Here is a 23,798-nt window from a genome sequence, read left to right as displayed (position 1 = left end):
CGGCTCAGGAGACGTCCCGTGAGCGCGCTAGCGCCGCGGTGATGGTGGCCGAGATCATCTTCAGAAACAGCGTGCCCATGCCTGGCTGGAAGCGGTCCGGGTCGGCGCTGCCGATGGCCAGGATGCCGCAGTCGCCCAGCCGCATCATCGCCACCGAATGGATCTGCGGGGCATCGACGCCGAACAGGCGCACGAGTTTTTCGCTCGCCAGCCGACCGGACACGGGTTCGTTCTTGTGCAGGAACTCGCTGAACTCAGGCAGTGCGCTGGCGCCTTCGGGAATCTGCTGCATCCAGTCGGTGCGCGGCAACTGGGGCTCGTCGCCAAACAGCAGCAGGCGCACCTGTTCGGTGTGGAAATCCGCGGACAGCCTGGCGATGACCGTGCGCACGGTGACCTCCATGGTGTTCGCCCGCAGCAGGGCCACGGTCAGCGCATGGACACGCTCCATCAGCTTTTCGTTCTCGGCGGCGATGGCGACCAGCTCGGCCAGCTGGCGTTCCAGTTCCGCGTTCTTGTCGCGCAGGCTCTGCAGCTGATAGACCGCCAGCGAGGCCACCGCGCCCTCGGGGCGCGGCATGGTCAGCTTGGCCGCCAGCTCGGGATACTCGCTGAGAAACTCCGGATGGCGCTTCAGGTAAGCGGCGACCACCCGGGCCTGGGTGGCATCGTCGAGCAGGGTTGCGGTCATGCGCGGAGTTCCTCGAACCGTTCCGGGGCACGCGCAGAATGCGTGCCGCCTGGCGCGAGTGTGCGATGGACCGGGGCGCGCTTCAACCGCCCCGGTCGCCGTCGACCGCGGGAACCGGCCATTCGCCCTCGAACACGAAGGCGGCCGGACCGGTCATCCACAGCGGATGGCCGGGGCCGGCCCAATCGATCCGCAACTTGCCGCCGGGCAGTGCGACGCTCACCGAGTCGCCCACCTCGCCGCGCTGGTGCAGCACCGCCATCGCGGCACAGGCGCCGGTGCCGCAGGCGCGCGTCCAGCCGGCGCCGCGTTCGTGCACGCGCAGGCGCAGTTGCGTGCGGTCCAGCTGCAGGACGAAGCCGGCGTTGGCGCCTTCGGCAAACCGCGGATGGCTGGTCAGCAGCGGGCCGAGCTGCTCCAGCGCCGGGTCGGCCAGATCGGCCACGCTCACCACCGCGTGGGGATTGCCCATCGACACCGCGCCAAACTCGACGGCTCGATCACCCGCGAAGATCTCGTAGCGATCCGCCCTCGCCTCGGCCGACAATGGAATGCGCCCGGGTTCGAACCGTGGCTCGCCCATGTCCACGGTCACCTCGTGGGCGTCCAGCAGGCGCACCGTCACCGGCCCGGACGGGCTTTCGATCATCACCTGCTCGCCGAGCGCCAGCGCGCCGGCGCGATGCAGCCACGCCGCCACGCAACGCACGCCGTTGCCGCACTGGCCCGACGGCGAACCATCGGCGTTCCAGATGCCGTAGTAGAACGCGCAGGACGGATCGCGCGCGGGCTCGACGCTCAGCAACTGGTCGAAACCGACGCCGACATGGCGATCGCCCAGCGCACGGATCTGTTCCGGGTTCAGCGGAAACGGATGCTGCCGGCAATCCAGCACGACGAAGTCGTTGCCGATGCCGTGCATCTTGGAGAAGTGCAGCCGCATCAGGTCACGCCGCTCAGTGCGGCTGGCTGGCCGGTGCAACCGCTGCCGGGGCCGGCGCGGTGGAAGCGGCGGCGGGATGGCTCGGCAGCACCAGCGGGCCCTTGTTGCCACAGCCGGCAAGCAGGGCGAGGACGAGGCAGCAGGCCAGCAGCGAAAGGGTACGGGACATGGCGGGGTTTCCTGTGGATTCGCGCAGTATAGCGAGGCCGGCCGCCCTGCTTCGCGGGCGCCGGTTATCATGCCGACGCAGGTCGCCGGCCGCGGCGACGAGGATGAACACGATGGACTGGGCCACCCTGCTGCGCTTGCCGACGACCATGCTGCTGGTGCTGGCCGCCGTGCTTGCACTGGTCACCCTGGTGCAACTGGTGGCCGTGCGTCAGCGCCTGCAGCGCGGTCGTCGACTGGCGGCCAGCTGGCGCGCGCTGCTTTGCCTGACCTGCTTCGCGCTGACCCTGCTGCTGGCTGGCGCCGGCTATGCCTTGCGCGGCTACCGCCTGCTCGGCGAGGAGGCGCCGGTGGTGGAGATCGACGCGCGGATCCTGTCGCCGCAGCGCTGGGACGTCACCCTCAACTGGCCGGACGGCAGCACGCGCCAGGTGCAACTGGCGGGAGACCAGTGGCGCATCGAGGCGGTGGTGCTGAAATGGAAACTGCCGGCCCTGCTGGCCGGCGTGCCGCCGCTGTACCGGCTCGACCGCCTGTCCGGCCGCTACGACGATGCGGCGCAGGAAATGAACGCACCGCGCACGGTGATCGGCTTCGGCGAGAACGGCGGCTTCGATCTGCTCGACCTCAAGAAGCAGTACCCGCGCTGGCTGCCCGAAGTGGACACGGTCTACGGCAGCGGCGCGTTCCTGCCGCTGGTTGACCAGGGTCACTACACGGTGAGCCTGATGCGCACCGGCGCGTTGGTGGCGCGGCCGGACGAAGCGACCGAGCGGCGCATCGGGCAGCCACTGGGTGACTGAACGAGCTGGCGCTCAGTCCAGCGATTTCTCGTAGCGCCACGCATCCGCGCCGTCCTGGTAGTAGCGCTCGTAGCGGCCGATGCGCCGGAATCCCGCGCGCTCGTACAGGCCGATCGCGGCGGCGTTGTCGGTGCGCACTTCCAGTCGCAGCGCGTGGCAGCCACGGTGCCGGCAGGCGTTCACCGCCGCTTCGAGCAACGCCGCACCGACGCCCTGGCCGCGTGCCTCGGGCCGGGTCGCCAGCGAATAGAGCCGGCCCACGCTGCTGCGCTTGCGGAAGAACAGCACGCCACTGCCGAGCAGAGGCCGGGGATGGCCGGTGGCGACCAGGACCACGGCGCTGTCGCTGTCCAGGTGGCGACGATACTGCGCGCGGCTGAGCCGGTCGCTGCTGAAGCTACGCTGTTCCAGGGCGACCAGCTCATCCAGGTCGGACGAGGCGGCGCGGCGTACGCGCGTGCCGGTGGGAACGGGCAGCATGTCGGCGGATTCCGCCACGACGCGGCGCGCGTAGTCGGATGATGGTTGGGGAGTATGGGTCGGCACGCGCGGACTCTAGCAGCCGGCGGGCCCGAAGGTGCGCCTCGCAGTGCAGTCGTGCCGTTTAGTCACGCTTCAGCGCCTGCCCTTGTGCGGCGTGGTTGCTGTGCCAAACTGCGCGCCTTGCACGTACCGCCCTGCCCACGCAGGCCTGTCCGCCGTCGCCGCATCGCCTGAGTGGTGTCATGACCCGTCTGGTCATCGTTGTCGAAAAAGCCTCCGACTGGGGCTCGTACTACCCGTCCGTCGATGTCATGAGCGCGATGGACTACCTGCGCACGCCGGTCGGCGGCGACGACGAACGCACCCACGTGATCAACCTGTGCCGCAGTTACAAATATCTGGGCACCGGTTATTACGTGTCGCTGCTGGCCGAGGCGCGCGGACACAAGGTGATGCCGTCGGTGCGCACGGTGAACGACCTGCGCCGGCGCTCGCTGTACGGCCTGGACATCGAAGACCTCAACCAGAAGCTCACCCACTTCCTGCCCGCCGGCGGCCGCGACACCACCGACTTCGGCATCTTGGTCTACTTCGGCGAGACCGCCTACCCGGCGCTGCAGGACCTTGCCCGGCAGGTGTTCGAAATGTTCCCCTGCCCGCTGCTGCGCATCGAGTTCGAACGCGATCGCGTGTGGCAGGTCAGCTCGATCAAGCCGGTGGGCCTGCACACGCTGGATGACGCCCAGGAAGACGCCTTCGCCGAGGAGCTCGACCGCTTCTCGCGCAAGTTGTGGCGCAAGCCACGCGCACGCCGGCAGTTCCGCTACGACCTCGCGATGCTGGTCGATCCCAAGGAAAAGATGCCGCCGTCGAACAAGAAGGCGTTGAAGGCCTTCATCGACGCGGGCAAGGAACTCGGCATCGAGGTCGACCCGATCGGCAAGAACGACTACCAGCGGCTGGCCGAATATGACGGTCTGTTCATCCGCGAGACCACTGCCTCGGACAACCACACCTACCGCTTCGCCCATCGCGCGGAGAAGGAAGGCATGGTGGTGATCGACGACCCCAGCTCGATCCTGCGCTGCACCAACAAGATCTACCTCAACGACCTGATGGTCTCGCGCAAGCTCGCTGTCCCTCGTACGGAAATTCTCTACCGCGACGACAGCAAGGGCATGAAGGAAGTCGTCGCCAAGCTGGGCTTCCCGCTGGTGCTGAAGATTCCCGACGGCTCGTTCTCGCGGGGCGTGGTCAAGGTCGAGGACGAGGCGGCGCTGGCCGCCGCGGCCAGCGGCCTGTTCCAGCACAGCGCGCTGCTGCTGGCGCAGGAATACGTCTATACCGAATTCGACTGGCGCATCGGCGTGCTCAACCGCGAGCCGCTGTACGCCTGCAAGTACTACATGTCGCGCGGCCACTGGCAGATCTACAACCACGGCGCCAAGGGCACCGCGAAGTCCGGCGGCTTCGAGACGATTGCGGTGAAGGACGCGCCGGCCGAGGTGGTCAAGCTGGCGCTGAAGGCCACCCAGCCGATCGGCGATGGCCTCTACGGCGTCGACCTGAAGCAGGTCGGCAGCAAGCCGGTGGTGATCGAGGTCAACGACAATCCGTCGATCGATGCCGGCGTCGAGGACGCCCATCTCGGCGACGAGTTGTACTCGCGCATCATGCAGGAGTTCCTGCGCCGGATGGAGCGCAAGCGCCAGGGCGGCAGCGCGCGCTGAGAGGTTGTGAGTTTTCAACCTCTCAGGTCGGCCATGGATGGCCGAGCATGAAGCAGTCATGCAAGTGACTGTTTCATGTGAGCGAGTCCGGGCGTGTACCGGACTCGCGATAGAAGAAAACCACAGGAAGTGGCTTTCTTCACAGGCGCTGAGCGCAGGACGATCGTCTCGTGCAGAGGGTGGGTCGGGGCCGATGGCGCCTCGACGGTTCCCGCGATGTTCCGTGCGCAACGGGTGGGTTCAGGCAGACGCGCTTCGTCAGCGGGACGACGCTGACGCGATTTCCTTCCTGGTGAGGTTGCAACGCAGCGTGTCGTCGCTGCCGTCTTCGTAATCCTGGCGCGAACGATAGCCCGTGGCATTCCAGTATTCCGGATGTTCGGCATCCCGCTCCAGCGAAATCACCGCGAAGGCGCAGGCGGAACCCGGCTTCAACAGGAAGACCCTGCGCGTCGCGCCGCCAACGGCGGGCTGGTCGAGAACGTCGTAGGATGCTTTTGCACAGCTTGCGAACGGGGTGTGCCACGCGATGATCTTGGCCTGCACCAACAGGACGCCCCGACATTGCCGGCCGCTTCCCTCGAACTGGCCAGTCAGCATGCCATCGCCCGCGTTGGCGCAACCGACCAGCAGGATCAGGCCCGCCAGCACGGCCATCCTGCGTCGGATCACGGCCGGCATGGCGGAACGTTCCCCTGCTGGATGACCGACAGGGCGAAATCCAGCTTTTTTGCGTAGGCCGCGTCACCACCGCCGTTGTAATACATGGCGACGTTTGCCGTGGTGGCAGCCCGCCACCCTGTGATGACCGTTTGGCGGGAGGCCTTTTGATATTTCAGAACCTGGCCTGGGTGCAGCACACGCACCCCGGGGTTCAATGCCTGCATGACCGCAACCGTGCTTCCGTGCGCATGCGCCAGCTTGTCGAAGCTGTCGCCAGCTTTCACGGTCAGCTGGTGGATCGTGTTGTCCTTGTCGAGCACGTCCTTCACCTCGAACCTTGCGAGTTTCAGCAGCAGATAGCCCACGCCCGCGCGAATGTTGTAAAGCGGCGTCGTGCGCACGTCCTTCCTGGTCAGCGGCTGCTTCCAGGCCGGAAGAATCAGGCCCGACGCCGGCGCTCCCGACAGCAGCTGATCCAGCCCTGGATCATTGAACATGCCGATCTGCATCGGGTTCGACTTCCACAAGCTTGCCGCCGCGCCAGTTTCCGTCCACGCCATGGCCTTGATCAACCGCCAGTCGAGCGGGACGTAGCCCGAGCTCGGTTTCAGGTGTGTGTTGAACTCCCCGACGGTTCTCCTGATGTCGGCGTCGTATTCGGCCCACTTCGTATCGCAGCGGGCACGACGAATCGTGTCCTGCCACTTCTGGAAACCAGACTTCGCATGGGGCGGTCCCGCCATCTGCGCCTCTCCTCCGTCAAATCCGGGCGCCGAGCCGGTGCCGGATACCGGCCACGTCGGGCCACCCTGCGGCGTTGAACGCCAACGTCGAGGGTAGCGCTGGAGCTGCTGCGGGAATCCCGAAAAATGCGTAGGCAGATACCGACTCGCCAGCTACCCTGCAAAGGACCCGCCGGACAATCCGCCAGCGTCAAATGGCGCGGCGGATCGCGCGTTGCTGCGGTCGGCACAATGCCAGCACCTGCCGCGGCAGCGTCGGCTCCAGCACCAGCACCACCATCAGTGGCGCACCGCCCAGCCAGAACGCCGGCGTCCAGCCGAGCAGCTCCGTATGAGCTGGCACCAGCATGCTCAGAAGCAACAAGGTTCCGCCCAGCAACCAGAGCACGGCGGCGCCGAGCAGGCGCAGGTGGCGCGGCGAGGGCAGGACGGGCATGCGCATGGGAGTTCTCCTCGGACAGGTTGTCCGCAAGTTGCCGGAACGCCATCTCATCACCTGCGACTTCGCTTCCCCAAAAATCCGGCTTGTAGAATGGTTGCCAGACATCCTGCGGGGAATCGCATGCCCATCGCCCAGTTCGCCGTATTCGGCCATCCGATCAGTCATTCGCTGTCACCGCGCATCCACCAGGCGTTCGCGCAACAGTTCGGCATCGAACTGGAATACCGCGCGATCGACGCGGCACCAGCCGATTTCGCCGATGCAGTGCGGCGGTTTTTTGCCACCGGCGGCCGCGGCGCCAACGTCACCCTGCCGCACAAGGCCGCCGCCTTCGCGCTGGCTGACCAGCGCAGCGCGGCCGCCACCCGCGCCGGCAGCGCGAACGTGCTGACCCGGCTGCCTGACGGCCAGCTGGCGGCGCACAACACCGATGGTGCGGGCGTGGTGCGCGACATCACCGAACGCCACGACCTGGACCTGCGCGGCCATACCGCGCTGCTGCTGGGCGCGGGCGGCGCCGCGCATGGCGTGGCGTGGAACCTGCTGGATGCCGGCGTGGAAACGCTGACCATCGTCAACCGTTCGCCCGAGGCGGCCGACGTGCTGGCCGACGCGATCGGCGACCCGGCGCGTGCGCACACGCGCTACTGGGACGACCTGGCCAATATCGGCAGCTACGACCTGATCGTCAACGCGACCTCGGCCGGCGTGCTGGGCGTGGCGCTGCAACTGCCGTTTTCGCTGATCGGCGCGCGTGCGCTGTGCTACGACCTGTCCTATGGCCCCGCCGCCGGCAGCTTCTTGGCCTGGGCGAAGGCGGCGCGCGCGCGCTATGCGGTCGACGGCCTCGGCATGCTGGTGGAAACCGCGGCCGACGCGTTCGAGTTGTGGCATGGCCGGCGCCCCGAGACCGAACCGGTCTATCAGTCCCTGCGTCAGCAAGCCGCGTGAGTTCGGCGATTTGCCGCATCGGTTGCGGCGCCTGCTGCATCGCGCCGTCGATCTCCTCGCCGATCCCCGGCATGCCGCACGGCAAGCCGGCCGGCGTGCGCTGCGTGCAGCTCACCGACGACAATCGCTGCGCGATCTTCGGCCAGCCCGAGCGCCCGGCGGTGTGCAGCAGCCTGCGTGCCGAACCGGCGATGTGCGGTACGGATCGCGCCCATGCGCTGGCGTGGCTGGCGCGACTGGAAGCGGCCACGGCGACGACGTGAAGCGCCGCGCCACATGACTGCAACAAAGCGCCGCCAAGATACCGCCACCCGCCGGGAGCGCGTCGACGACGGAAGCTCCAGCGCGCGGCCATCGCTTGTGCAGCAGGTGTCATGTCCCGCTTTCTTTCCGCCGTATCGCATCGATACGCGCTTGTTCTTGTCTCATTGCTGGTGCTGGTCGCGGCCGCCGCGATTTTCTGGCATGGCCAGGCGGTGAATGCCACGATCGACGACACCGCGTTGTCGGCTGGCGAGGTGAACGAGGCATCGACCGACGATGCGCAGAGCGGCAGCGCCATCCTGCTCGGGCTGGCCCGCGACGCGATGCGGGACGGCCGGCTGGTGGCGCCAGCCGGCAGCAACGCGTTCGAGTTCTACCTCAGCGTGCTGCAGCTGGAGCCAGAAAACCGGACCGCCCACGAGGCCCTGCGCGAATCGTTCGTGCGCGCCTCGGAAGAGATCGAACGCACCATCAACCGGAAAGACCTCGAAGAGGCTCGGCGCGAGATCGACCTGCTGCGCGAGTTCGACAGCAACAACTTCACGCTGGCCCTGCTTGGCGGCAAGCTTTCCGCCGCGCGCAACATCATGACGAAGCAGCACGAGGCGGAGGCGGAGCGCATCCGCCAGGCAAGGGGCGCGGGAAGCTGAACCGGCATGGGTGTCAACGCAGCAACGGTCCCGCCTTCCGCAGCAGCAAGGCGACCAGTTCCGGCTGCATGAACGCGTAGTGGTCGGGGATGTCGAGGCAGACCACCTTCTTGCCGCGCAACCGGCGGCGATGGCGCGCCTGCAGGCGCTGCCGATGGGCCGCCTCCATCACCACGATGAGTTCGGCCCAGTCCAGCTGTTCGGCGCTGAGCAGCGTTTCGGCATCGTCGGCGAGACCGGCCGAATCCACCTCGAGTTCCGGCCACGCGCCGAACACCTGTTCGGCGGTGGGACTGCGCAACCGGTTGCGGCTGCACAGGAACAACACGCGCCGTGCGCTCATTCGGCTCCGGCCAGGTAGCGGTCCTTCAGCCGCACGTAGTGGTCGGCCGAATAATGCAGCTGCTCGATCTGCCGGTCGCTGAGCAGGCGCACGAACCGCGCCGGATTGCCCAGCCACAGTTCGCGCTCGCCGACCACCTTGCCCGGCGCCACCAGGCTGCCGGCGCCTACGAAGCCGTATTTGTGGACGACCGCGCCGTCCATCACGGTGGCGTGCATGCCGATCATGCAGTAGTCGCCGATGGTGCAGGCGTGCACCACGGCGGCGTGGCCGATGGTGACGCCGGCGCCGATCAGGCAGGGAAAGCCCGGACCGTACGGACCGGCGTGGGCCACATGCACCACGCTGCCGTCCTGGATGCTGGTCCTTGCGCCGACGCGGATGTGGTGGACGTCGCCGCGCAGCACCGTGCCGGGCCAGATCGAGACATCGTCGCCGAGCACTACGTCACCGATCACGCTGGCGGCCGGGTCGACGTAGACGCGTTGGCCGAGGGTGGGCGTGACGCCCTGGAAGCTGCGCAAGGAGTTCATCCGGGCATTCTAGCGGCGCGGGCCGCGTCGTCACGTCGCCGCGCTTGATTTCGCCCGTCCCGGTCGCCACGCTGGCGCATCGCAAAGGAGCGTTCATGAGTCACGACAACCCCCTGCTGGCTGACGACACCCTGCCGGCGTTCTCGCAGATCCGTCCCGAACACGTGCTGCCGGCCGTCGAGTCCCTTCTGGCCGACTACCGCGCCGGCATCGACGCCTTGCTGGCGCCCGCGGCGCCGCGTGACTTCGCCACGGTGATGCTGACCCAGGAAAGGCTGGAACAACGCCTGGCGCGCGCCTGGGCGCCGGTGTCCCATCTGCATTCCGTCGCCGACAGCGAGGCGCTGCGCGAGGTCTACGCGCCGGCCGAGGAAAAGCTCACCGATCACGCGATCGAACTGGGCCAGAACCGCGAGCTGTACGCCGCGGTGCAGGCGCTGGCCGATGCGGCAGACTTTCCGTCGCTGCCGCGGCCGGAGCGTGCGCTGGTCGAGCACGCCTTGCGGGATTTCCGCCTGTCCGGCGTGGCGCTCGAAGAGCCGGCGCGCTCGCGTTTCCGCGAGATCGGCGTCGAGCTCAGCAAGCTTTCGACCGAATTTTCCAACGCCGTGCTCGATGCCAGCGAGGCGTGGCACGAACACGTCACCGACGAGCGTGATCTCGCCGGCATTCCTGACTCCGGTCGCGCAGTGCTGCTCCAGTACGCCGAAGACCAGCAGCTGGATGGCTACCTGGTCACCCTGAAGCAGCCCAGCGTGCAGGCGGTGCTGACCTACGCCGACAACCGCGGCCTGCGCGAACGGGTGTACTGGGCGTACCAGACGCGCGCCTCGGACCAGGGCCCGAACGCGGGCAAGTTCGACAACAGCGCGCGCATCGAGCAGATCATGGCGCTGCGCCACGAGGCGGCCGGGCTGCTGGGCTTCGCCAACGCCGCCGAGGAGTCGCTGGCGACCAAGATGGCCGGCTCGCCGGCCGAGGTGCTGGAATTCCTGCACGACCTGGCCGCCCGGGCCAAGCCGGTGGCGCAACAGGAACTGGCCACCTTGCGCGCCTTCGCCCGCGAGGAATTGCAGCTCGACAACCTCGAACCGTGGGACGTCGGCTATGCGTCGGAGAAGCTGCGCCAGCGCGAGTACGCACTGGACGAGGAACAACTGAAGCCGTACTTCCCCTTGCCGGCGGTGATCGACGGACTGTTCGGCCTCACCGAAAGGCTCTACGGCATCACCCTCGCCGCGCGCGATGGTGTCGATGTGTGGCATCCGGACGTGCGCTATTACGACGTGCGTGATGCCGACGGCCAGGTGTTCGCCGGCGCCTATGTCGACCTGTACGCGCGCAACGGCAAGCGCGGCGGCGCGTGGATGGACGTCTGCCGCGCCCGCTTCGACGACGGCGACCGGAAGCAACGGCCGGTGGCTTTCCTCACCTGCAATTTCGCGCCGCCGACCGAGGGTAAGCCGGCCCTGCTCACCCACGACGACGTGCTGACCCTGTTCCACGAATTCGGCCACGGCCTGCACCACTTGCTGACCGGGATCGAGCTGCCCTCGATCGGCGGCATCGATGGCGTCGAATGGGACGCGGTGGAGCTGCCCAGTCAGTTCATGGAGAACTTCGGCTGGAACCGCGAGGCGCTGGACCTGTTCGCGAAGCATTACGAGACCGGCGAACGCCTGCCGGACGCCTTGTTCGACCGCATGCTGGCCGCGCGCCACTTCCACGCCGGCCTGTTCCTGGTGCGCCAGCTGGAATTCGCCCTGTTCGATTTCCTGCTGCACCTGGAGTACGAGCCGACGCAGGGCGCGCGCACGCTGGCGGTGCTGGAGCAGGTCCGCAAGCAGGTGGCCGTGCTGCATCCGCCGGCCTGGCAGCGTTTTCCGCACGGCTTCAGCCACATCTTCGCCGGCGGTTACGCCGCCGGTTACTACAGCTATCTGTGGGCCGAACTGCTCAGCGCCGATGCGTTCGGCGAGTTCGAGGAGCATGGCGTCATCGATCGCGCCACCGGCGAACGCTTCCGCGCCGAGTTCCTGTCGGTGGGCGCCAGCCGGCCGGCGCTGGAAAGCTTCATCGCCTTCCGTGGCCGCAAGCCGGAACCCGAGGCGCTGCTGCGCAGCCACGGGCTGGCCTGATCGACGCAACGCCGCGGCCACCGCCGCGGCGTTGTCCGGGCAAGGCCAAACGCCGGGCAAGAAAAAACCCGCCGAAGCGGGTTTCTTCAAGATCGCTCAATTCCCGGGGGAATCAGGCAACCTGGACTTCCTCAGCCTGCAGGCCTTTCTGGCCCTTGGTGACGACGAACGTGACGCGCTGGCCTTCCTGCAGGGACTTGAAGCCCGTGCCCTGGATCGCGCGGAAATGCACGAACAGGTCGTCACCGCTTTCCGGGGTGATGAAGCCAAAACCCTTGGCGTCGTTGAACCACTTGACTGTACCGCTCTGACGATCCGACATGTAACATTACCTTTGAAGCATGGATGATTTGCGGCCCTGGCGACGTGCGCCGAACCGCAATAGAAGCAAGGGGTCGCCTTTACGCGGTACTCTTGCTCGACCAGCATACACCGTATTTCGGCGGTTTGGTGGGTTTTTCAGGCAAACATCCCCGAACCCGCGTTCCCGTTCATCGAAACCGCCCCTTTTTCCCCGAAACCGCGTCGTGGCGCGCTTGGCGCTCGCCCGCGCTGCCTCGTGCCGGCGCTTCCCCTTACAATGACCCGATGAAAATCGCCTCGTGGAACGTCAATTCGCTGAAAGTGCGCCTGCCGCACCTGACCCAGTGGCTGGCCGACGCGCAGCCGGACGTGGTGGCGCTGCAGGAAACCAAGCTGGAAGACGCGAAGTTTCCGGTCGACGAGCTGGCCGCCGCCGGCTACCGGGCGGTGTATTCCGGCCAGAAGACCTACAACGGGGTGGCGATCCTGGCCCGCGAGGAACCCGCCGACATCGTCACCGATATTCCCGGCCTGGATGATCCGCAGCGGCGCATCCTGGCGGCGACCGTCGGCGGCCTGCGGGTGGTCGACCTGTACGTGGTCAACGGCAAGGCGGTCGGCGACGAAAAATACGCCTACAAGCTGGACTGGATGGCCCGGGTACGCGAGTTCCTGGCCCGCGAACACGAGCGGTACCCGAACCTGGTGGTGCTGGGCGATTTCAACATCTGCCCGGACGATCGCGACGTCTACGATCCGGTGGCCTGGGGCGAGGACATCCTCTGCTCGCCGCCGGAACGCGCCGCGCTGAAGGCGATCACCGACCTCGGCCTGCACGACAGCTTCCGCCTGTTCCAGCCCGAGCCCGGTCACTTCAGCTGGTGGGACTATCGGCAGGCGGCATTCCGCCGCAACATGGGCCTGCGCATCGATCTGATCCTGATCGGCGAGGCGTTGAAATCCGCTGCCACGGCGGCAGCGATCGACCGCGAACCGCGACGCTGGGAACGCCCTTCCGATCACACGCCGGTGACGCTGGAACTGGATATATGAACGACATGACGAAAGCCGAATGGCCCAGCTCGCTGGACGACAACGAACTGGAAGAACTGGACCGCTACCTGCGCGCGCACACCGGCGAAGGCGACCTGCTGCTGGATGGCGTCCACGGCCTGCTCAGCGCACTGGCGGTGGGCCCGCTGCTGGTGCTGCCCGACGAATGGCTGCATGAAGTGCTGCACGAGCCGTTCACCGACGAGGACGAGGGCAATCGCGTGCTGGCCCTGCTGGCCAAGCTCAACGATTCGATCAGCGCCGAACTCGACGTCGATGCCTACGAGCCGATCCTGGGCGAGGTGGAGATGGAAGGCGGCCCGATGCTGTCGGCCGCGGGCTGGTGCGAGGGCTTCAGCCGCGGCATCGACCTGCGCGCTGCGCTGTGGGAAAACCGCCTGGCCGAAGACCCGCAACTGATGGAACTGCTGGGCCCGGTGATGGCGCTGGCCGTCGACGAAGGCATCCTCAGCGCCGACACCGAATTCGAGAAGCTCAGCGAAGAAGAATACGACGAGTGCCTGGCCCAGGTGCCGACCGTGCTTGGCGCGGTCAACCAGTACTGGCAGGCCAAGCCCGCCACCGAGGCCGAAGTGGAGACGATGGTGCTGCAGCAACGCCCGGGCAAGCAGGAAGAAGCCACCCCGCCGCGCCAGCGCAGCGGCCACTGGGTGCACTGAACAGGGTCCTGCGGGAGGCTGCTGGCGCGTTACTGCGAAACGGAAGCTGCCATGTCCGAAGTTGGCCTGTACACCCCGCTCAACACGCTCAAGCCGGTCGCGTCCGGGGTCTGGATCGCCGATGGCCCGCTGGTGCAGATGGCCGCACTCGGCATGCGCGTGCCGTTTCCCACCCGCATGACGGTGGTGCGGCTGGCCGATGGCAGTTTGTGGTGCCACTCGCCGATCGCGCCTGACGAAGCCTTGTTCGCCGCGATCGATGCACTCGGCCCGGTGCGTCACCTGGTTTCGCCGAACCTGCTGCATTACGCGCACATCGCGGCCTGGAAACGGCGCTATCCGCAGGCGACGGCGTGGGCCTCACCAGGCGTGCGGCAGCGCGCCGCCAGCCAGCACATCGAGGTCGCGTTCGACGCGGATCTCGATGACGCGCCGCCGCCAGACTGGGCCGCCACGATCGACCAGCTGCGCTTCCGTGGCAGCCGGGTGCTGCAGGAAATCGTGTTCCTGCATCGCGCCAGCGCCACGCTGATCCTCACTGACCTGATCGAGAACTTCGAAGCTGGGAAGCTGCCCACGGCGATGCGCTGGATGGCGCGACTGGGCGGCGTGACCGATCCCGACGGCAAGGCGCCGCTGGACATGCGCCTGACCTATCTCGGGCACAAGGACGAAGCGCGCGCCTGCCTGACGCGGATGCTGGCCTGGCAGCCGCAACGTGTGATCCTCGCCCACGGTCGTTGCTACCTCGACAACGCGCCGGCCGAGTTGGCCCGGGCATTCCGCTGGCTCGACTGACCCGGCGTTGCCCCTGCCGGAACGATCCGTTCCCGCGGCGGCGCTTGGACAGACGCTCGAACGGGGCCATCTTGGCGGCCAGTCCTTCCCTTTACCGGAGCAAGCCATGAGCGATCGCCACATCACCCGCCGCATCCGCGGCATGGACACCTCCGACGGCGCGGGCGTGAAGCTGAAGCGCGTGATCGGCCAGCCCGGGCTGGACATGCTCGACCCGTTCCTGCTGCTGGACGAGTTCCGCTCCGACCAGGCCGGCGACTACATCGCGGGCTTCCCGGAACATCCGCATCGCGGCTTCGAGACCGTCACCTACATGCTGGCCGGCCACATGCAGCACGGCGACAACCACGGCAACCGGGGCAATCTGGTGCCCGGCAGCGTGCAGTGGATGACTGCCGGCCGCGGCATCCTGCATTCGGAAATGCCGCAGCAGGAAAACGGCCTGATGTGGGGTTTCCAGCTGTGGGTGAACCTGCCGGCGTCCGACAAGATGACCGCGCCGCGCTACCAGGACATCGGCCCGGAACGGATCCCGGTGGTGCATCCGGCCGACGGCGTCGAGGTGAAGCTGATCGCCGGCTCGCTGGCCGGTGCCACCGGCCCGGTCGAAGGCATCGTCACCGCGCCGGTGTACCTGGATATCAGCCTGCAGCCCGGCGCGCAGTTCACGCTGGATCTGCCCGCCGGCCATCACGGCTTCGCCTACGTGTTCGAGGGCGAATCGGCCCTGGTCGGCGGCGAATCACTGCAGCGCAGCGAACTGGGCGTACTGTCCGAAGGCGGGCAACTGAAGCTGGCGGGTACTGACAAACCGTCACGTCTGCTGGTCGTCGCCGGCAAACCGTTGAACGAAAGCGTGGCGCGCTACGGGCCGTTCGTGATGAACACGCCCGAGCAGATCCACGAGGCAATCGCCGACTTCCGCGCCGGCCGCTTTTGATCAAGTAACGCGCTTCTTGCGCGTTGCTCCCTCTCCCTCCGGGTGAGGGTCCACGCGTCCAGCGTTGCCTGGGCGAAGCGCGCTTCCGTCGAAAGGGGCGGGCACTGCCCGCCGCTTCCCGCCAAGTCGCAACAAAAAGCAGAACCGGCGGGCAGTGCCCGCCCTGCGTGGCTTCCGCGCAGGGAAGCACCGGGCCGTCGGCGCGATTCACTCGCCGCGCAGATCCTTTCCGCTCAGCCGCAGGTTCCGCTGCAGGTACTCGCGCATCGCCGCGTCCGGCGGCGCGGGCGCGACACCACCGAGATGACGCTGCAACAGTCGTTCGGTGAGGTAGAACATCGCCTCCCTGGCCAGCGGATCCTCGTTGGTGTGGCCGGCCTGGTCATCGACCAGCAGGCTGACCTCCCGCTCCAGCAGTTTCAGCTGCGCGGCGTACGCGATGACGCCACGGATCGCCACCCGGTGATCCGCGCCACCGGCAATCAACAACAACGGACGCTGCATCCGTGCCGCGTTGGCCAGCGGCGACTGCGCATGCAGCCGCGCCATGGTGGCGTCGTCGTGCAGGTCCAGCGACAGCAGGCGCAGCCAGGCGATGAACGGGATGTAGCGCGACAGGTTCAGCGCCTCGTGGCTGCGCGAAACCCAGCGCAGATCCCAGCCGAAATCCGCCGGTGGCACGATCGCCACGCCCACCTTGAACAACTCCGGCTGGAAGGTCACCCCGAGCAGGGTCGCGTAGCCGCCGAACGAGGCGCCGGCGATGCCGACCCGCTGCGCATCGCCGATGCCCTGCGCCAGCAGGTAACGCGTGCCTTCCACGATGTCCTGCTGCACCCGGCCGTTGCCGAAGTCGCCGTGCGCGGCGAGCACGTAGTCGCGGCCGTAGCCGGTGGAGCCGCGGAACTGCGGCTGGAACACCGCGTAGCCGCGGTTGACCAGGAACTGCCCGAAGCTGCCGTAGTCCGGGCGATCGTGGTTCCACGGACCGCCATGCGGAGTCACCACCAGTGGCAGCGTTGCCGGATCGGCGCCCGGCGGCAGCAGCAGGAAGCCATGCAGGCGCATGCCGTCGGAGGCTTTCCAGGTAAACGGAATCTTGCGTGCCAGCGCCGACCCGGGCAGCGGCGACAGCGGCTTGCCGCTGCGCTGCTGCGTCAGCGCGTCGTCGAGGAACGGCTTGAACCGACCCGACCACGGCTCGTAGAGATGCCAGCGCCCGGCCTGCAGCGTGGGCCCGCGTTCGCCGACCAGCCAGGCGGCCTGCGCGCCGCGACCGACCTGGATGTCCAGATCGCGTTGCGGGAAGTGGCGGGTGATGGCTTCGACCGCCTGCTGTGTCTGCGCATCCAGCCCGCGCTGCGCCGACGTGCTGCTTCGCCAGCTGGCGATCAGCGGCTGGCCGTCGACGGGATCGAGCAGCAGCGCGTCGAGGTCCGCTTCGCCCGCCGGATCGGTGAGCAGGGTGTGCAACGTGCCTTGCGCATCCAGCCGCGTCAGGTCGAGCAGGCTGCCGCCGCGATCCGTGCGCAGCAGCAGCTCGCCGTCCGGCGCGGTCACCGGCAACAGGCTGCAGCGCTGCAACTGCACGCAGCGCAGCACCTCGTGCAGGCCGCCGTCCGCGTCGACGCGATGGATCACCAGGTCCTCGTGTTCGACCCGTTCGAGGAAGGCCAGCCGACCCTGCGGATCGAACGCGAACCCGGCCAGTTCATCGGCGTCTTCGTGCAGCACGCTGCGCTTGCCGTGGATGTCCACGCGCAACAGCCGCCACTTCCCGGCCGATGCCGGCGACGTGGCCGGCACCTGCTCGCCGACGATGACCGCGGCGCCCTGCAGCGGATCGACGGCACGCACTTCGCGCCGTTCGCCGCCACCCAGCGCGGTGACGATGCCGGAGCCGCCCTGGCCGGCCGCCGCCAGCGCAAACAGCTGGCGCGGCGATTCCAGCAGCAGCCACCGGCTGTCGCGCGACCAGTACAACTGGCGCGCCTCGGTACGCGAGAGCAGCTGGCGTGCGGCGCCACCCGCGGTCGACTGCAGCCACACGCTGCGCTGGATGCCCTGCACGCGCAGCCAGGCGACGGATCGCCCGTCGGGCGACAGGCTCACGCTGCCGATCATCCGATCGACCAGGAACGCGCTGCGCGGAAAGCGCGGCGCCGGCGCGCGCGCCTGCTCGATGGCGACCGCGCGATGCAGGGCGGCAGCGTCTGCCGCCTCGTCGGCGCGCACCGTTCCGCTCGCCAGCGCCAGCACGAGGGCGCACGGCGCCGCCAACCACTTCGGGAACGTGGACATGGATTTCTCCGGCTGTCGGCCCGTCATGCCGACGGGCCGCATCATCAAGGGGACGAGGCGGCCTGCGCCGCGCGTGGTCAGGCGGTTGCGGGCAGCAGCTTGCGCCGGGACGGCGCATGTTCGCCGGCGGGATACAGCAGCCACAGGCTGGCCAGCGCCGGCAGTCCGACCACGGCGCAAGCCAGTAGCCAGGCCAGCCGCGCCGGCGTGGACAAGGCGCGTCGACGACACAGCCAGATCGCCGCCAGCAGCGACAGCAGCATCAGCGCGCCGGCGAACAGCTGGATGCGGCGGGGAATCGGCGGCGGTGCGGTGACGTCCAGCGGATCGTGCACCGCGAACAGGTCCAGCGCCGCCACGCGCAAGGCGTACAGCGCCGGCGATGGCCACCACGCCTTGTAGCGGTACAACGCGGGGTAGTCGTAGCCGATCGCGCGATGGGCAGCTTCGGTGACGTGGCCGGCGTCGTCCAGCCACAGCACGCTCTGGTACGGCGCCGCGCCGGTGAGCTCATGCGCGTAGGTGGTGAAGGAGAACGACACCAGGTAGCCGTCCACCAGCTCGATCAGATCGATGTTGCTCAGGTCGCCGCTGCGGCCGGGAATCGGCAGCCGCTGGCGCGGGCTCAACAAGACGTCGCTGGCAGCCGCGTCGCGACCATCGAAGAAGTACAGCGCCCGATCGCTCAACACCACCAGGCTTTCGCCCACCGGCGTCACCCCGGCCAGAATTTCACCGGCAGGCAGGCGGATGCGCGGCAGCGCCTGATGGCTGGCGCTGACGTAGTGATACAGCGTGTTGCCGGCGACCAGCGCGCCATCACCCCTGGGCAGCGCCGGCAGGCTGCCGGCCGCCTGGGCCGGTGCCGGGAACGCGGCATCGGCGGCGCCCACGCCAAGCTCGCCGAAGCGGCGACCATCGGTGAGGCGGTAGCCTTCGAAGCGCATGCGATCGTGGCTGAACACCCAGCGTACGCGCAGTTCCTCGTCGTCGAATTCCATCTGCGCCGCCGCGGCGTGAGTGAGTTCGTTGCGCACCGGGGTGGCCGCCAGCTGCGAACCGATCTCATGCACTTCGGACAGCGCCACCTGCTCGCGCCACAGCGGCGCCTGCGCCGCGCGGCTGACGGCCAGGCCGGCCAGCATGCGCTGCTGCGGCGTCATCCGTTCGGTTTCGTTGTGGCCTCCGGGTGGCGGCACGCTCATGTTGTTCGGATGCGTGCCCTGCATGATCCACAGCATCTCCACGCCGAAGCCCAGCAGCAGGGCCAGCAGATAGACGCCCATCTGCAGCGGCAGGGCGGTGATCACGGTGGCGGCCAGCAAACGTGGCGGCGCGCTGAGGTCGGGCTTGAACGCGGCCAGCACCATCGCCGCCAGCCACAGCAGGGCCAGCGCCTGCACGATCAGCGTCCGCGGACCGATGGCCTGGCTCACCGCCAGCAACACCAGGAACACCAGCGCGCAGGTCGAATGACGACGACCGCCCAGCATGCAGTAGGCGCCGGCCAGGTAACCGCAGGCGGCGATCAGCAGCGCGGCCAGCGGGAACAGCCAGTGGCGCAGGTCGACCACGCGTGCGGTCATGCCGTGCTGGTAGACGGCGATCAGCAGGATCGGCAGCGCCGCGGCCAGCGCCAGCAACACGACGCCCGCACCCAGCAGCGCCGCGGCGATGCGCCAGTTTGGCAACGGCCGGTGCAGCAGGTTCAGCCAGGTGCTGGGACGCCGGTAACTGCCCATCTGGAACAGCCCCAGCAACAGGCCGGCCAGCGCGTAGACGCCGCCGAACACGCGGTAAACCAGCAGTGGCTGCTGCGCCAGGTCGACCACCCGGGTCAGGAAACCCAGCACCAGCAGATGCAGCACCGCGCCGGCGATGGCCCAGCTGCGGAAGCGCAGCAATTCGGCCCTGAAAAGATCGCGCATGTTGTTTCCTCGAAGAAGGGCGGCGCTCAGGCCGCGGTCGGTACGGCGTGGTTCTTGGCCAGGAAGCCGTTGACCGCACGGTCCAGGCTCACCGGCATGCTCTGCATCGAACGCGCGCCGCTGGCTTGCAGGAAACTGGCGAAGTCCTCGTCCTGGTCCAGCACCAGGTAGTGGTGCAAGCCGTCGATGCGCTGTACCTGCAGCAGTCCGGGCACGCTGGCCGGGGGCGGGCCGGCGAACGGGATGTCCGCCACCCAGTGGGTCACCCGCGCGCAGAAATCGTCGGGCGCCGACATGTTCATCAGCCGGCCGCGCTCGAGGATGATCAGGTTGTCGGCGACCCGTTCGACCTCTTCCATCTGGTGCGAGCAATAGATCACCGTGCACTGGCCGGCCGCGTTCGAATACAGCAGCGATTCGAGGAAGGCCCGCTTGGCCACCACGTCCAGCCCCAGGGTCGGCTCGTCCAGCACCAGTAGCTCCGGCCGTTGCGCAAGGGTCAGCGCGAGGTTGAAACCGGCGCGCTCGCCGCGCGACAGCTGGCCGACCTTCTGCTCCGGCAGCACGTGGTAGTGGCCGATCACCTCGTCGAACGCGCGCTGGTCCCAGCGCGGGTAGTGGTGGCGCTGCATCGCGGTCACCGCCGCCACGCGCATCCAGTTCGGCAGCGTGTGTTCCTCGTTGACGAAACCGATGCGGCCGCGGTCGGTCGGTGTCAATCGCTGGCTGTCGCGACCGAGGATGCGGGCCTGGCCCGAGCTCGGCGGCAGGAAGCCGAGCAGGATGCGGAACAGCGTGGACTTGCCCGCGCCGTTCGCGCCCACGATGGCGTGGATGCGGCCGCTGGCGATGCGCAGGTCCAGCTGGTCCAGCGCCAGCTTGTTGCCGTAGCGCTTGCACAACGCTGCGGTCTCGATCACGTACTCGGAAGGCGTGGGCTCGGTCATGCTCGTCTCTCGCCTCCGGGTCAGGCGGATTTTTTCGGGGCCAGCACGCGCAGCGCGCGTTCCAGCCGGCTCAGCGCGCGCTCGGGCGGATAGTCCAGCGCGGCCACCTCGTGCACGAAGTTCTGCACGGCGTCATCCATGCGGCGGTCGCGTTCGGCATTGCTCAGCCGCTGGCGCGGCGTGGCCACGTACAGGCCCAGACCCTGGCGCGACTCCAGCCAGCCGTCGCCGGTGAGTTCGGCATAGGCCTTGGCCACGGTGTTCGGGTTGATCGTCAACTGTTGCGCCAGTCCGCGCACGCTGGGCAGCTGCGCGCCGACCGCGAGTTCGCCGGTGGCGATCTTCATGCGCACGCCGTCGACGATCTGCTTGCTGATCGGCCGCGGATCGCCGGTGGCGATCTGGATCAGCAGGGCTTGGGTTCGGGCCATCAGGATCTCCGCTTGGCTGTACCTTGTGTACTGTGTGCATTAGTACAGTAGGAGCGACGTCGCGGTCAAGCGGTTTTCGCCGTCGGGATTAGCGGGCGGGGTCGATCTGCACCGTGGCGGGCAGCGAGCGGACGACGATCTCGCCGTGCCGCCACGCCACCGGCGCACCATTCAGCCGCGCCGTGCCGCCGGGCTGGCCGGCGTACGGCCAGCGCAGCACCAGGCCGCCGGGCGGCATCGCGTTGCCGGCCGGCAGCGACAGCTCCAGCCGCCCGTCGTGTTCGCGCAGGCGATAACTCAGCTCGCCGTAGGGCGTGTGCAGGTGCTCGATGCCGATGCCTTCGCCGCGCAGCCAGTCCACCGGCATGCCGTCGGCCAGCACCAGCGCCTGGTCGCTGCGGCGCTCCCACGCAAACAGGTCGTACAGCGAGCGCAGGAAGTCCGAGGCGATCCACGCATGCGGCATGTCGCCGACAAAGCGCGGCTCGCGTGCGTCGCGACCCACCACTTCGGCCCACTGGTTCCACCCCGCGGGTCGGCGGTCGGCCATGAAGAAATCGAGCAGCGCCGGCACCCGCTGGCGCCAGCCCAGCCGGACGAAGGCCGCCACGTTGCGCCACTCGTACGGGGTGTAGTCATCCCATGGCTTGTCGCCGTCGCGGCGCGCGATGAAGCCCTGCCAGTAGCGCTCGAAGGTCTGCTGCAGCAGCGCTGGCGGCAGCCAGTCCTGCGCGCCGCCTGGCGACAACGCGATGGTGGTGGAGGTGGCGTCGAAGTCGCCCAGCTCGGCCGCGCCGGGAATGAAGTCGATGCGGTGTTCGTGCACCGCCGCCAGGATCGAGGCCTGCAGGTCGGCGCGGAAGGCATCGCGCGAGGCGGCGTAGCGGATCGCCTCGTCGTGCCTGCCCAGGGCGCGCGCCAGCTCGACCGCATCGTCGTAGCCGCGCAGCGCCCAGAAGTCGTCCCAGTACGAATGCATCGGCTTGGCCGAGTAGCCTTCGTGGCTGATCGAGGCCGGCATCAGGCCGTAGCGCGAGCTGCCCTGCTGCGTCGGGGTGCGCTCGCTGGCGCGCAGCTGATCCATGTAGGCCACCGTGCGTTCCACGTGCGGCCATAGCCGCTGCAGACCGGCACGGTCGTGGCCGTAGCGCCACCATTCGGCGATCGCGAACAGCAGTTCGCCGGGACTGTCGTTCTCCACCACCGGGTCGGAACCGCGCGCATCGACGCAGCACGGCACCTTGCCGGTGGCGAACTGGTGCGGTGCATACCACTGCACGAACGCGCCCACGACGTCGGCGTGGCCGCTGCGCAGCAGCGCCTCGCTCATCATCGCGCCGTCGCGAATCCACGTGCGCGCGTAGGATCGCGTGCCCGGCTGCAGCGCCGGGCCATCGCGCGAAATCAGCATCTGGGCCTGCGCGCTGCGCGCGGTGTCGACCAGCGCCTGTTGGGCAGCCGGCAATTGCAGGGTCACGCGATCGAGCTTTTCGCGCCATGCGGCCGCCACCTCGTCGCGCTGTTGCTGCAGCCAGCGCATGGCGTCGGCGGGAGGGGCGAACGAAGACGCACCCGAAGGCACCACCAGGCCCAGCGTCACGGCCGAGTGAGCCGGCACGGTCAGCCGATACAGCAGCGCGCCTTGGGCGTAGCCGCTGTCGTCGTGCAGCGCGGTGATGCGCGGCCGCTCGCCGCGGGCCAGCCGCTGTGGCAAGGTGAGCTCGCCATGGCGGTTGCCGACAAACGCGGTGGGCGCCTGCAGCGGTACGACGCGCAGCGCCCGATTGACCTGCACGCCATGGCCATCCCGCTCGAGGTCGCGGATCGGGCTGATGCCGCCGGGCGTGTTGAGGAACTGGGTGGGCGGATTGACCTGGAACGGTCGCAACAGCAGGGCCAGCGTCAGCACGCGCGGTTGCGCGCCGTCGTTGTGCAGGCGGTATTGCAGCAGCAGGTTCGAGCGAGCCGACGTGCCGTTGGCGAAGGCCGTGGTGTCCAGCCGCAGGTCGTCGGCCTGCCAGTGCACGGTGGGGATCGGCAGGTAGCCGTCCTGCAGGCTTTGCGTGGCTTTCACCGTGGCCCAGTCGATCAGCGTGTCGCCGTCCAGCAGCATCGGCTCGATCGACCAGCCGCCCTTGCGCACCTCCACCGCGCCGTCCTCGGAGAGCAGCGCCGACTGCTTGGCGCCACCGTCCACGCCGACCAGGGTCCAGTAGCTCTGCTCGCCGGTGAAGCCGCGGGGATAGATGCCGCGGGGTGCGCTGCGCGCTTGCTGCATCAGCCGGGCATTCGGGGTGAGGCTGGCCGGCGCGGGCTCGTCGACGGGCGCGGGCGGCAACGGCGTCAGGCGGAGATTGCCGACGCAGAATTCGCCGCGACCGCCCTGCCCGGCATACAGGGTGAATTCCAGCGTCTGCGTGTGGCGCAGCGTGCGGTCCTGTGCCGGACCCCAGGCGGAAACGATGTCGCGCCTGCTGGCGGTGATTGTCTGCCACGTATCGGTCGGCCGGAAGTTCTCTTGTCGATACCACCACACGTTGTCGCCGCTGGCGTCGATCAGTTTCAGTTGCAGGTCGTTCGGCGGCATGTTGCCCCGCACGTCGAACGACAGCGCGTAGTTGTCGGGAAAAGTGATCGGCAGTGTGCGACGCAGGCTCGGCCCGCCGGACACGCCGTTGAAGTCGAAGTCCAGGCAGATCGCCTTGCCGTGCGGCCCGCTGGCCGGGCGCAGGGATGCGCCGATGTCGTCGGTGGCGATGGCTTGCCAGGCGTTCGGCTGGGTGAAGTCGTCGAGGGTTCGTGACGCCGCTTCGGCATGTGCGAAGTGGTTGATCGCGAGCAGGGCAAGCAGCACGGGAAGGTAGCGACGCAT

25 protein-coding genes are annotated in these 23,798 nt (G+C 68.2%); 10 read left to right on the top strand and 15 right to left on the bottom strand.

Translation table 11 applies throughout. The features are described from left to right. Positions 1-4 precede the first annotated feature (4 nt). The 3 genes from AC3A56_RS14465 to lptM all read right to left on the bottom strand — a co-directional run bounded on the left by AC3A56_RS14465 (position 5) and on the right by lptM (position 1,803). Entirely contained in the window at positions 5-691 is a 687-nt protein-coding gene (locus AC3A56_RS14465) for a DUF484 family protein (RefSeq protein WP_204110049.1), read from the bottom strand. Positions 692-773: 82 nt separating this feature from the next. Beyond that, entirely contained in the window at positions 774-1,634 is an 861-nt protein-coding gene (dapF, locus tag AC3A56_RS14460) for a diaminopimelate epimerase (RefSeq protein ID WP_487770787.1), read from the bottom strand. A gap of 13 nt (positions 1,635-1,647) precedes the next feature. Then, positions 1,648-1,803, bottom strand: coding sequence for an LPS translocon maturation chaperone LptM (gene lptM, locus AC3A56_RS14455; protein WP_487770786.1), 156 nt, complete (start codon positions 1,801-1,803; stop codon positions 1,648-1,650). A 112-nt stretch (positions 1,804-1,915) separates the two neighbouring features. Between lptM and AC3A56_RS14450 the strand changes: the two genes are divergently transcribed. Further along, entirely contained in the window at positions 1,916-2,605 is a 690-nt protein-coding gene (locus AC3A56_RS14450) for a hypothetical protein (RefSeq protein WP_056764365.1), read from the top strand. A 12-nt stretch (positions 2,606-2,617) separates the two neighbouring features. On the opposite strand, the gene AC3A56_RS14445 is transcribed toward AC3A56_RS14450, so the two are convergent. Next, a complete protein-coding gene (locus tag AC3A56_RS14445) occupies positions 2,618-3,085 on the bottom strand; it encodes a GNAT family N-acetyltransferase (RefSeq protein WP_200946041.1) in 468 nt (155 codons plus the stop codon). 245 nt (positions 3,086-3,330) lie between these two features. Here AC3A56_RS14445 and AC3A56_RS14440 point away from each other — a divergent pair, with 245 nt between their 5' ends. Then, positions 3,331-4,818, top strand: coding sequence for a RimK family ATP-grasp domain-containing protein (locus AC3A56_RS14440; RefSeq protein WP_056762826.1), 1,488 nt, complete (start codon positions 3,331-3,333; stop codon positions 4,816-4,818). Between the two features lie 258 nt (positions 4,819-5,076). On the opposite strand, the gene AC3A56_RS14435 is transcribed toward AC3A56_RS14440, so the two are convergent. From AC3A56_RS14435 to AC3A56_RS14425, 3 genes are all read right to left on the bottom strand, one after another. After that, a complete protein-coding gene (locus AC3A56_RS14435) occupies positions 5,077-5,499 on the bottom strand; it encodes a hypothetical protein (RefSeq protein ID WP_056762825.1) in 423 nt (140 codons plus the stop codon). Further along, entirely contained in the window at positions 5,487-6,224 is a 738-nt protein-coding gene (locus AC3A56_RS14430) for a LysM peptidoglycan-binding domain-containing protein (protein ID WP_056762822.1), read from the bottom strand. The genes AC3A56_RS14435 and AC3A56_RS14430 overlap by 13 nt, the downstream gene beginning before the upstream one ends. 190 nt (positions 6,225-6,414) lie before the next feature. Further along, positions 6,415-6,666, bottom strand: a complete 252-nt coding sequence (locus tag AC3A56_RS14425; protein WP_056762819.1) for a hypothetical protein — start codon at positions 6,664-6,666, stop codon at positions 6,415-6,417. A gap of 120 nt (positions 6,667-6,786) precedes the next feature. Here AC3A56_RS14425 and aroE point away from each other — a divergent pair, with 120 nt between their 5' ends. The 3 genes from aroE (at position 6,787) to AC3A56_RS14410 (ending at position 8,531) form a co-directional block, all read left to right on the top strand. Further along, a complete protein-coding gene (aroE, locus tag AC3A56_RS14420; protein WP_056762815.1) occupies positions 6,787-7,617 on the top strand; it encodes a shikimate dehydrogenase in 831 nt (276 codons plus the stop codon). Next, positions 7,614-7,880 carry a YkgJ family cysteine cluster protein gene (locus AC3A56_RS14415; protein ID WP_056762813.1) on the top strand — a complete coding sequence of 89 codons (267 nt, stop codon included), beginning with the start codon at positions 7,614-7,616 and terminating at the stop codon, positions 7,878-7,880. Before aroE ends, AC3A56_RS14415 begins: the two co-directional genes overlap by 4 nt. A 111-nt stretch (positions 7,881-7,991) precedes the next feature. Beyond that, a complete protein-coding gene (locus AC3A56_RS14410) occupies positions 7,992-8,531 on the top strand; it encodes an energy transducer TonB (protein WP_487770785.1) in 540 nt (179 codons plus the stop codon). A 13-nt stretch (positions 8,532-8,544) separates the two neighbouring features. On the opposite strand, the gene AC3A56_RS14405 is transcribed toward AC3A56_RS14410, so the two are convergent. Next, positions 8,545-8,874: a low molecular weight protein tyrosine phosphatase family protein gene (locus AC3A56_RS14405; RefSeq protein WP_487770784.1), complete on the bottom strand. Its 330-nt coding sequence runs from the start codon at positions 8,872-8,874 to the stop codon at positions 8,545-8,547. Then, positions 8,871-9,407, bottom strand: a complete 537-nt coding sequence (locus AC3A56_RS14400) for a gamma carbonic anhydrase family protein (RefSeq protein WP_056762807.1) — start codon at positions 9,405-9,407, stop codon at positions 8,871-8,873. The genes AC3A56_RS14405 and AC3A56_RS14400 overlap by 4 nt, the downstream gene beginning before the upstream one ends. Positions 9,408-9,502: 95 nt before the next feature. On the opposite strand from AC3A56_RS14400, the gene AC3A56_RS14395 reads away from it, so the two are divergent. Beyond that, the gene (locus AC3A56_RS14395; protein ID WP_487770783.1) at positions 9,503-11,545 is read left to right on the top strand and encodes a M3 family metallopeptidase; all 2,043 of its coding nucleotides are present in this window, start codon (positions 9,503-9,505) and stop codon (positions 11,543-11,545) included. 112 nt (positions 11,546-11,657) lie between these two features. Here AC3A56_RS14395 and AC3A56_RS14390 read toward each other — a convergent pair whose 3' ends face one another. Further along, positions 11,658-11,867 (bottom strand): cold-shock protein, encoded by a 210-nt coding sequence (locus AC3A56_RS14390; protein WP_007809889.1) that lies wholly within the window; start codon positions 11,865-11,867, stop codon positions 11,658-11,660. Between the two features lie 266 nt (positions 11,868-12,133). Between AC3A56_RS14390 and xth the strand changes: the two genes are divergently transcribed. The 4 genes from xth to AC3A56_RS14370 all read left to right on the top strand — a co-directional run bounded on the left by xth (position 12,134) and on the right by AC3A56_RS14370 (position 15,319). Next, positions 12,134-12,901, top strand: a complete 768-nt coding sequence (gene xth / locus AC3A56_RS14385; RefSeq protein ID WP_056713787.1) for an exodeoxyribonuclease III — start codon at positions 12,134-12,136, stop codon at positions 12,899-12,901. Further along, the gene (locus AC3A56_RS14380) at positions 12,898-13,581 is read left to right on the top strand and encodes a YecA/YgfB family protein (RefSeq protein WP_487770782.1); all 684 of its coding nucleotides are present in this window, start codon (positions 12,898-12,900) and stop codon (positions 13,579-13,581) included. Before xth ends, AC3A56_RS14380 begins: the two co-directional genes overlap by 4 nt. A 51-nt stretch (positions 13,582-13,632) precedes the next feature. Beyond that, the gene (locus AC3A56_RS14375) at positions 13,633-14,379 is read left to right on the top strand and encodes a DUF4336 domain-containing protein (RefSeq protein ID WP_487770781.1); all 747 of its coding nucleotides are present in this window, start codon (positions 13,633-13,635) and stop codon (positions 14,377-14,379) included. A 106-nt stretch (positions 14,380-14,485) separates the two neighbouring features. Beyond that, positions 14,486-15,319, top strand: a complete 834-nt coding sequence (locus AC3A56_RS14370; RefSeq protein ID WP_487770780.1) for a pirin family protein — start codon at positions 14,486-14,488, stop codon at positions 15,317-15,319. A 207-nt stretch (positions 15,320-15,526) separates the two neighbouring features. On the opposite strand, the gene AC3A56_RS14365 is transcribed toward AC3A56_RS14370, so the two are convergent. From AC3A56_RS14365 to AC3A56_RS14345, 5 genes are all read right to left on the bottom strand, one after another. Next, on the bottom strand, positions 15,527-17,620 hold the full coding sequence (locus AC3A56_RS14365; RefSeq protein WP_487770779.1) for a S9 family peptidase: 2,094 nt from the start codon (positions 17,618-17,620) through the stop codon (positions 15,527-15,529). Between the two features lie 77 nt (positions 17,621-17,697). Next, the gene (locus tag AC3A56_RS14360; RefSeq protein WP_487770778.1) at positions 17,698-19,548 is read right to left on the bottom strand and encodes a hypothetical protein; all 1,851 of its coding nucleotides are present in this window, start codon (positions 19,546-19,548) and stop codon (positions 17,698-17,700) included. Positions 19,549-19,574: 26 nt separating this feature from the next. Continuing rightward, the gene (locus AC3A56_RS14355; protein WP_487770777.1) at positions 19,575-20,495 is read right to left on the bottom strand and encodes an ABC transporter ATP-binding protein; all 921 of its coding nucleotides are present in this window, start codon (positions 20,493-20,495) and stop codon (positions 19,575-19,577) included. A gap of 20 nt (positions 20,496-20,515) precedes the next feature. Continuing rightward, entirely contained in the window at positions 20,516-20,926 is a 411-nt protein-coding gene (locus AC3A56_RS14350) for a GntR family transcriptional regulator (RefSeq protein WP_056714051.1), read from the bottom strand. Positions 20,927-21,014: 88 nt separating this feature from the next. Then, on the bottom strand, positions 21,015-23,798 hold the full coding sequence (locus AC3A56_RS14345) for a discoidin domain-containing protein (protein ID WP_487770776.1): 2,784 nt from the start codon (positions 23,796-23,798) through the stop codon (positions 21,015-21,017).

It is taken from the genome of Rhodanobacter sp. Soil_C_14, from assembly GCF_057657335.1.
Note: the sequence above shows the minus strand (reverse complement) of the source record. Positions and strands in the feature narration are given on the sequence as shown.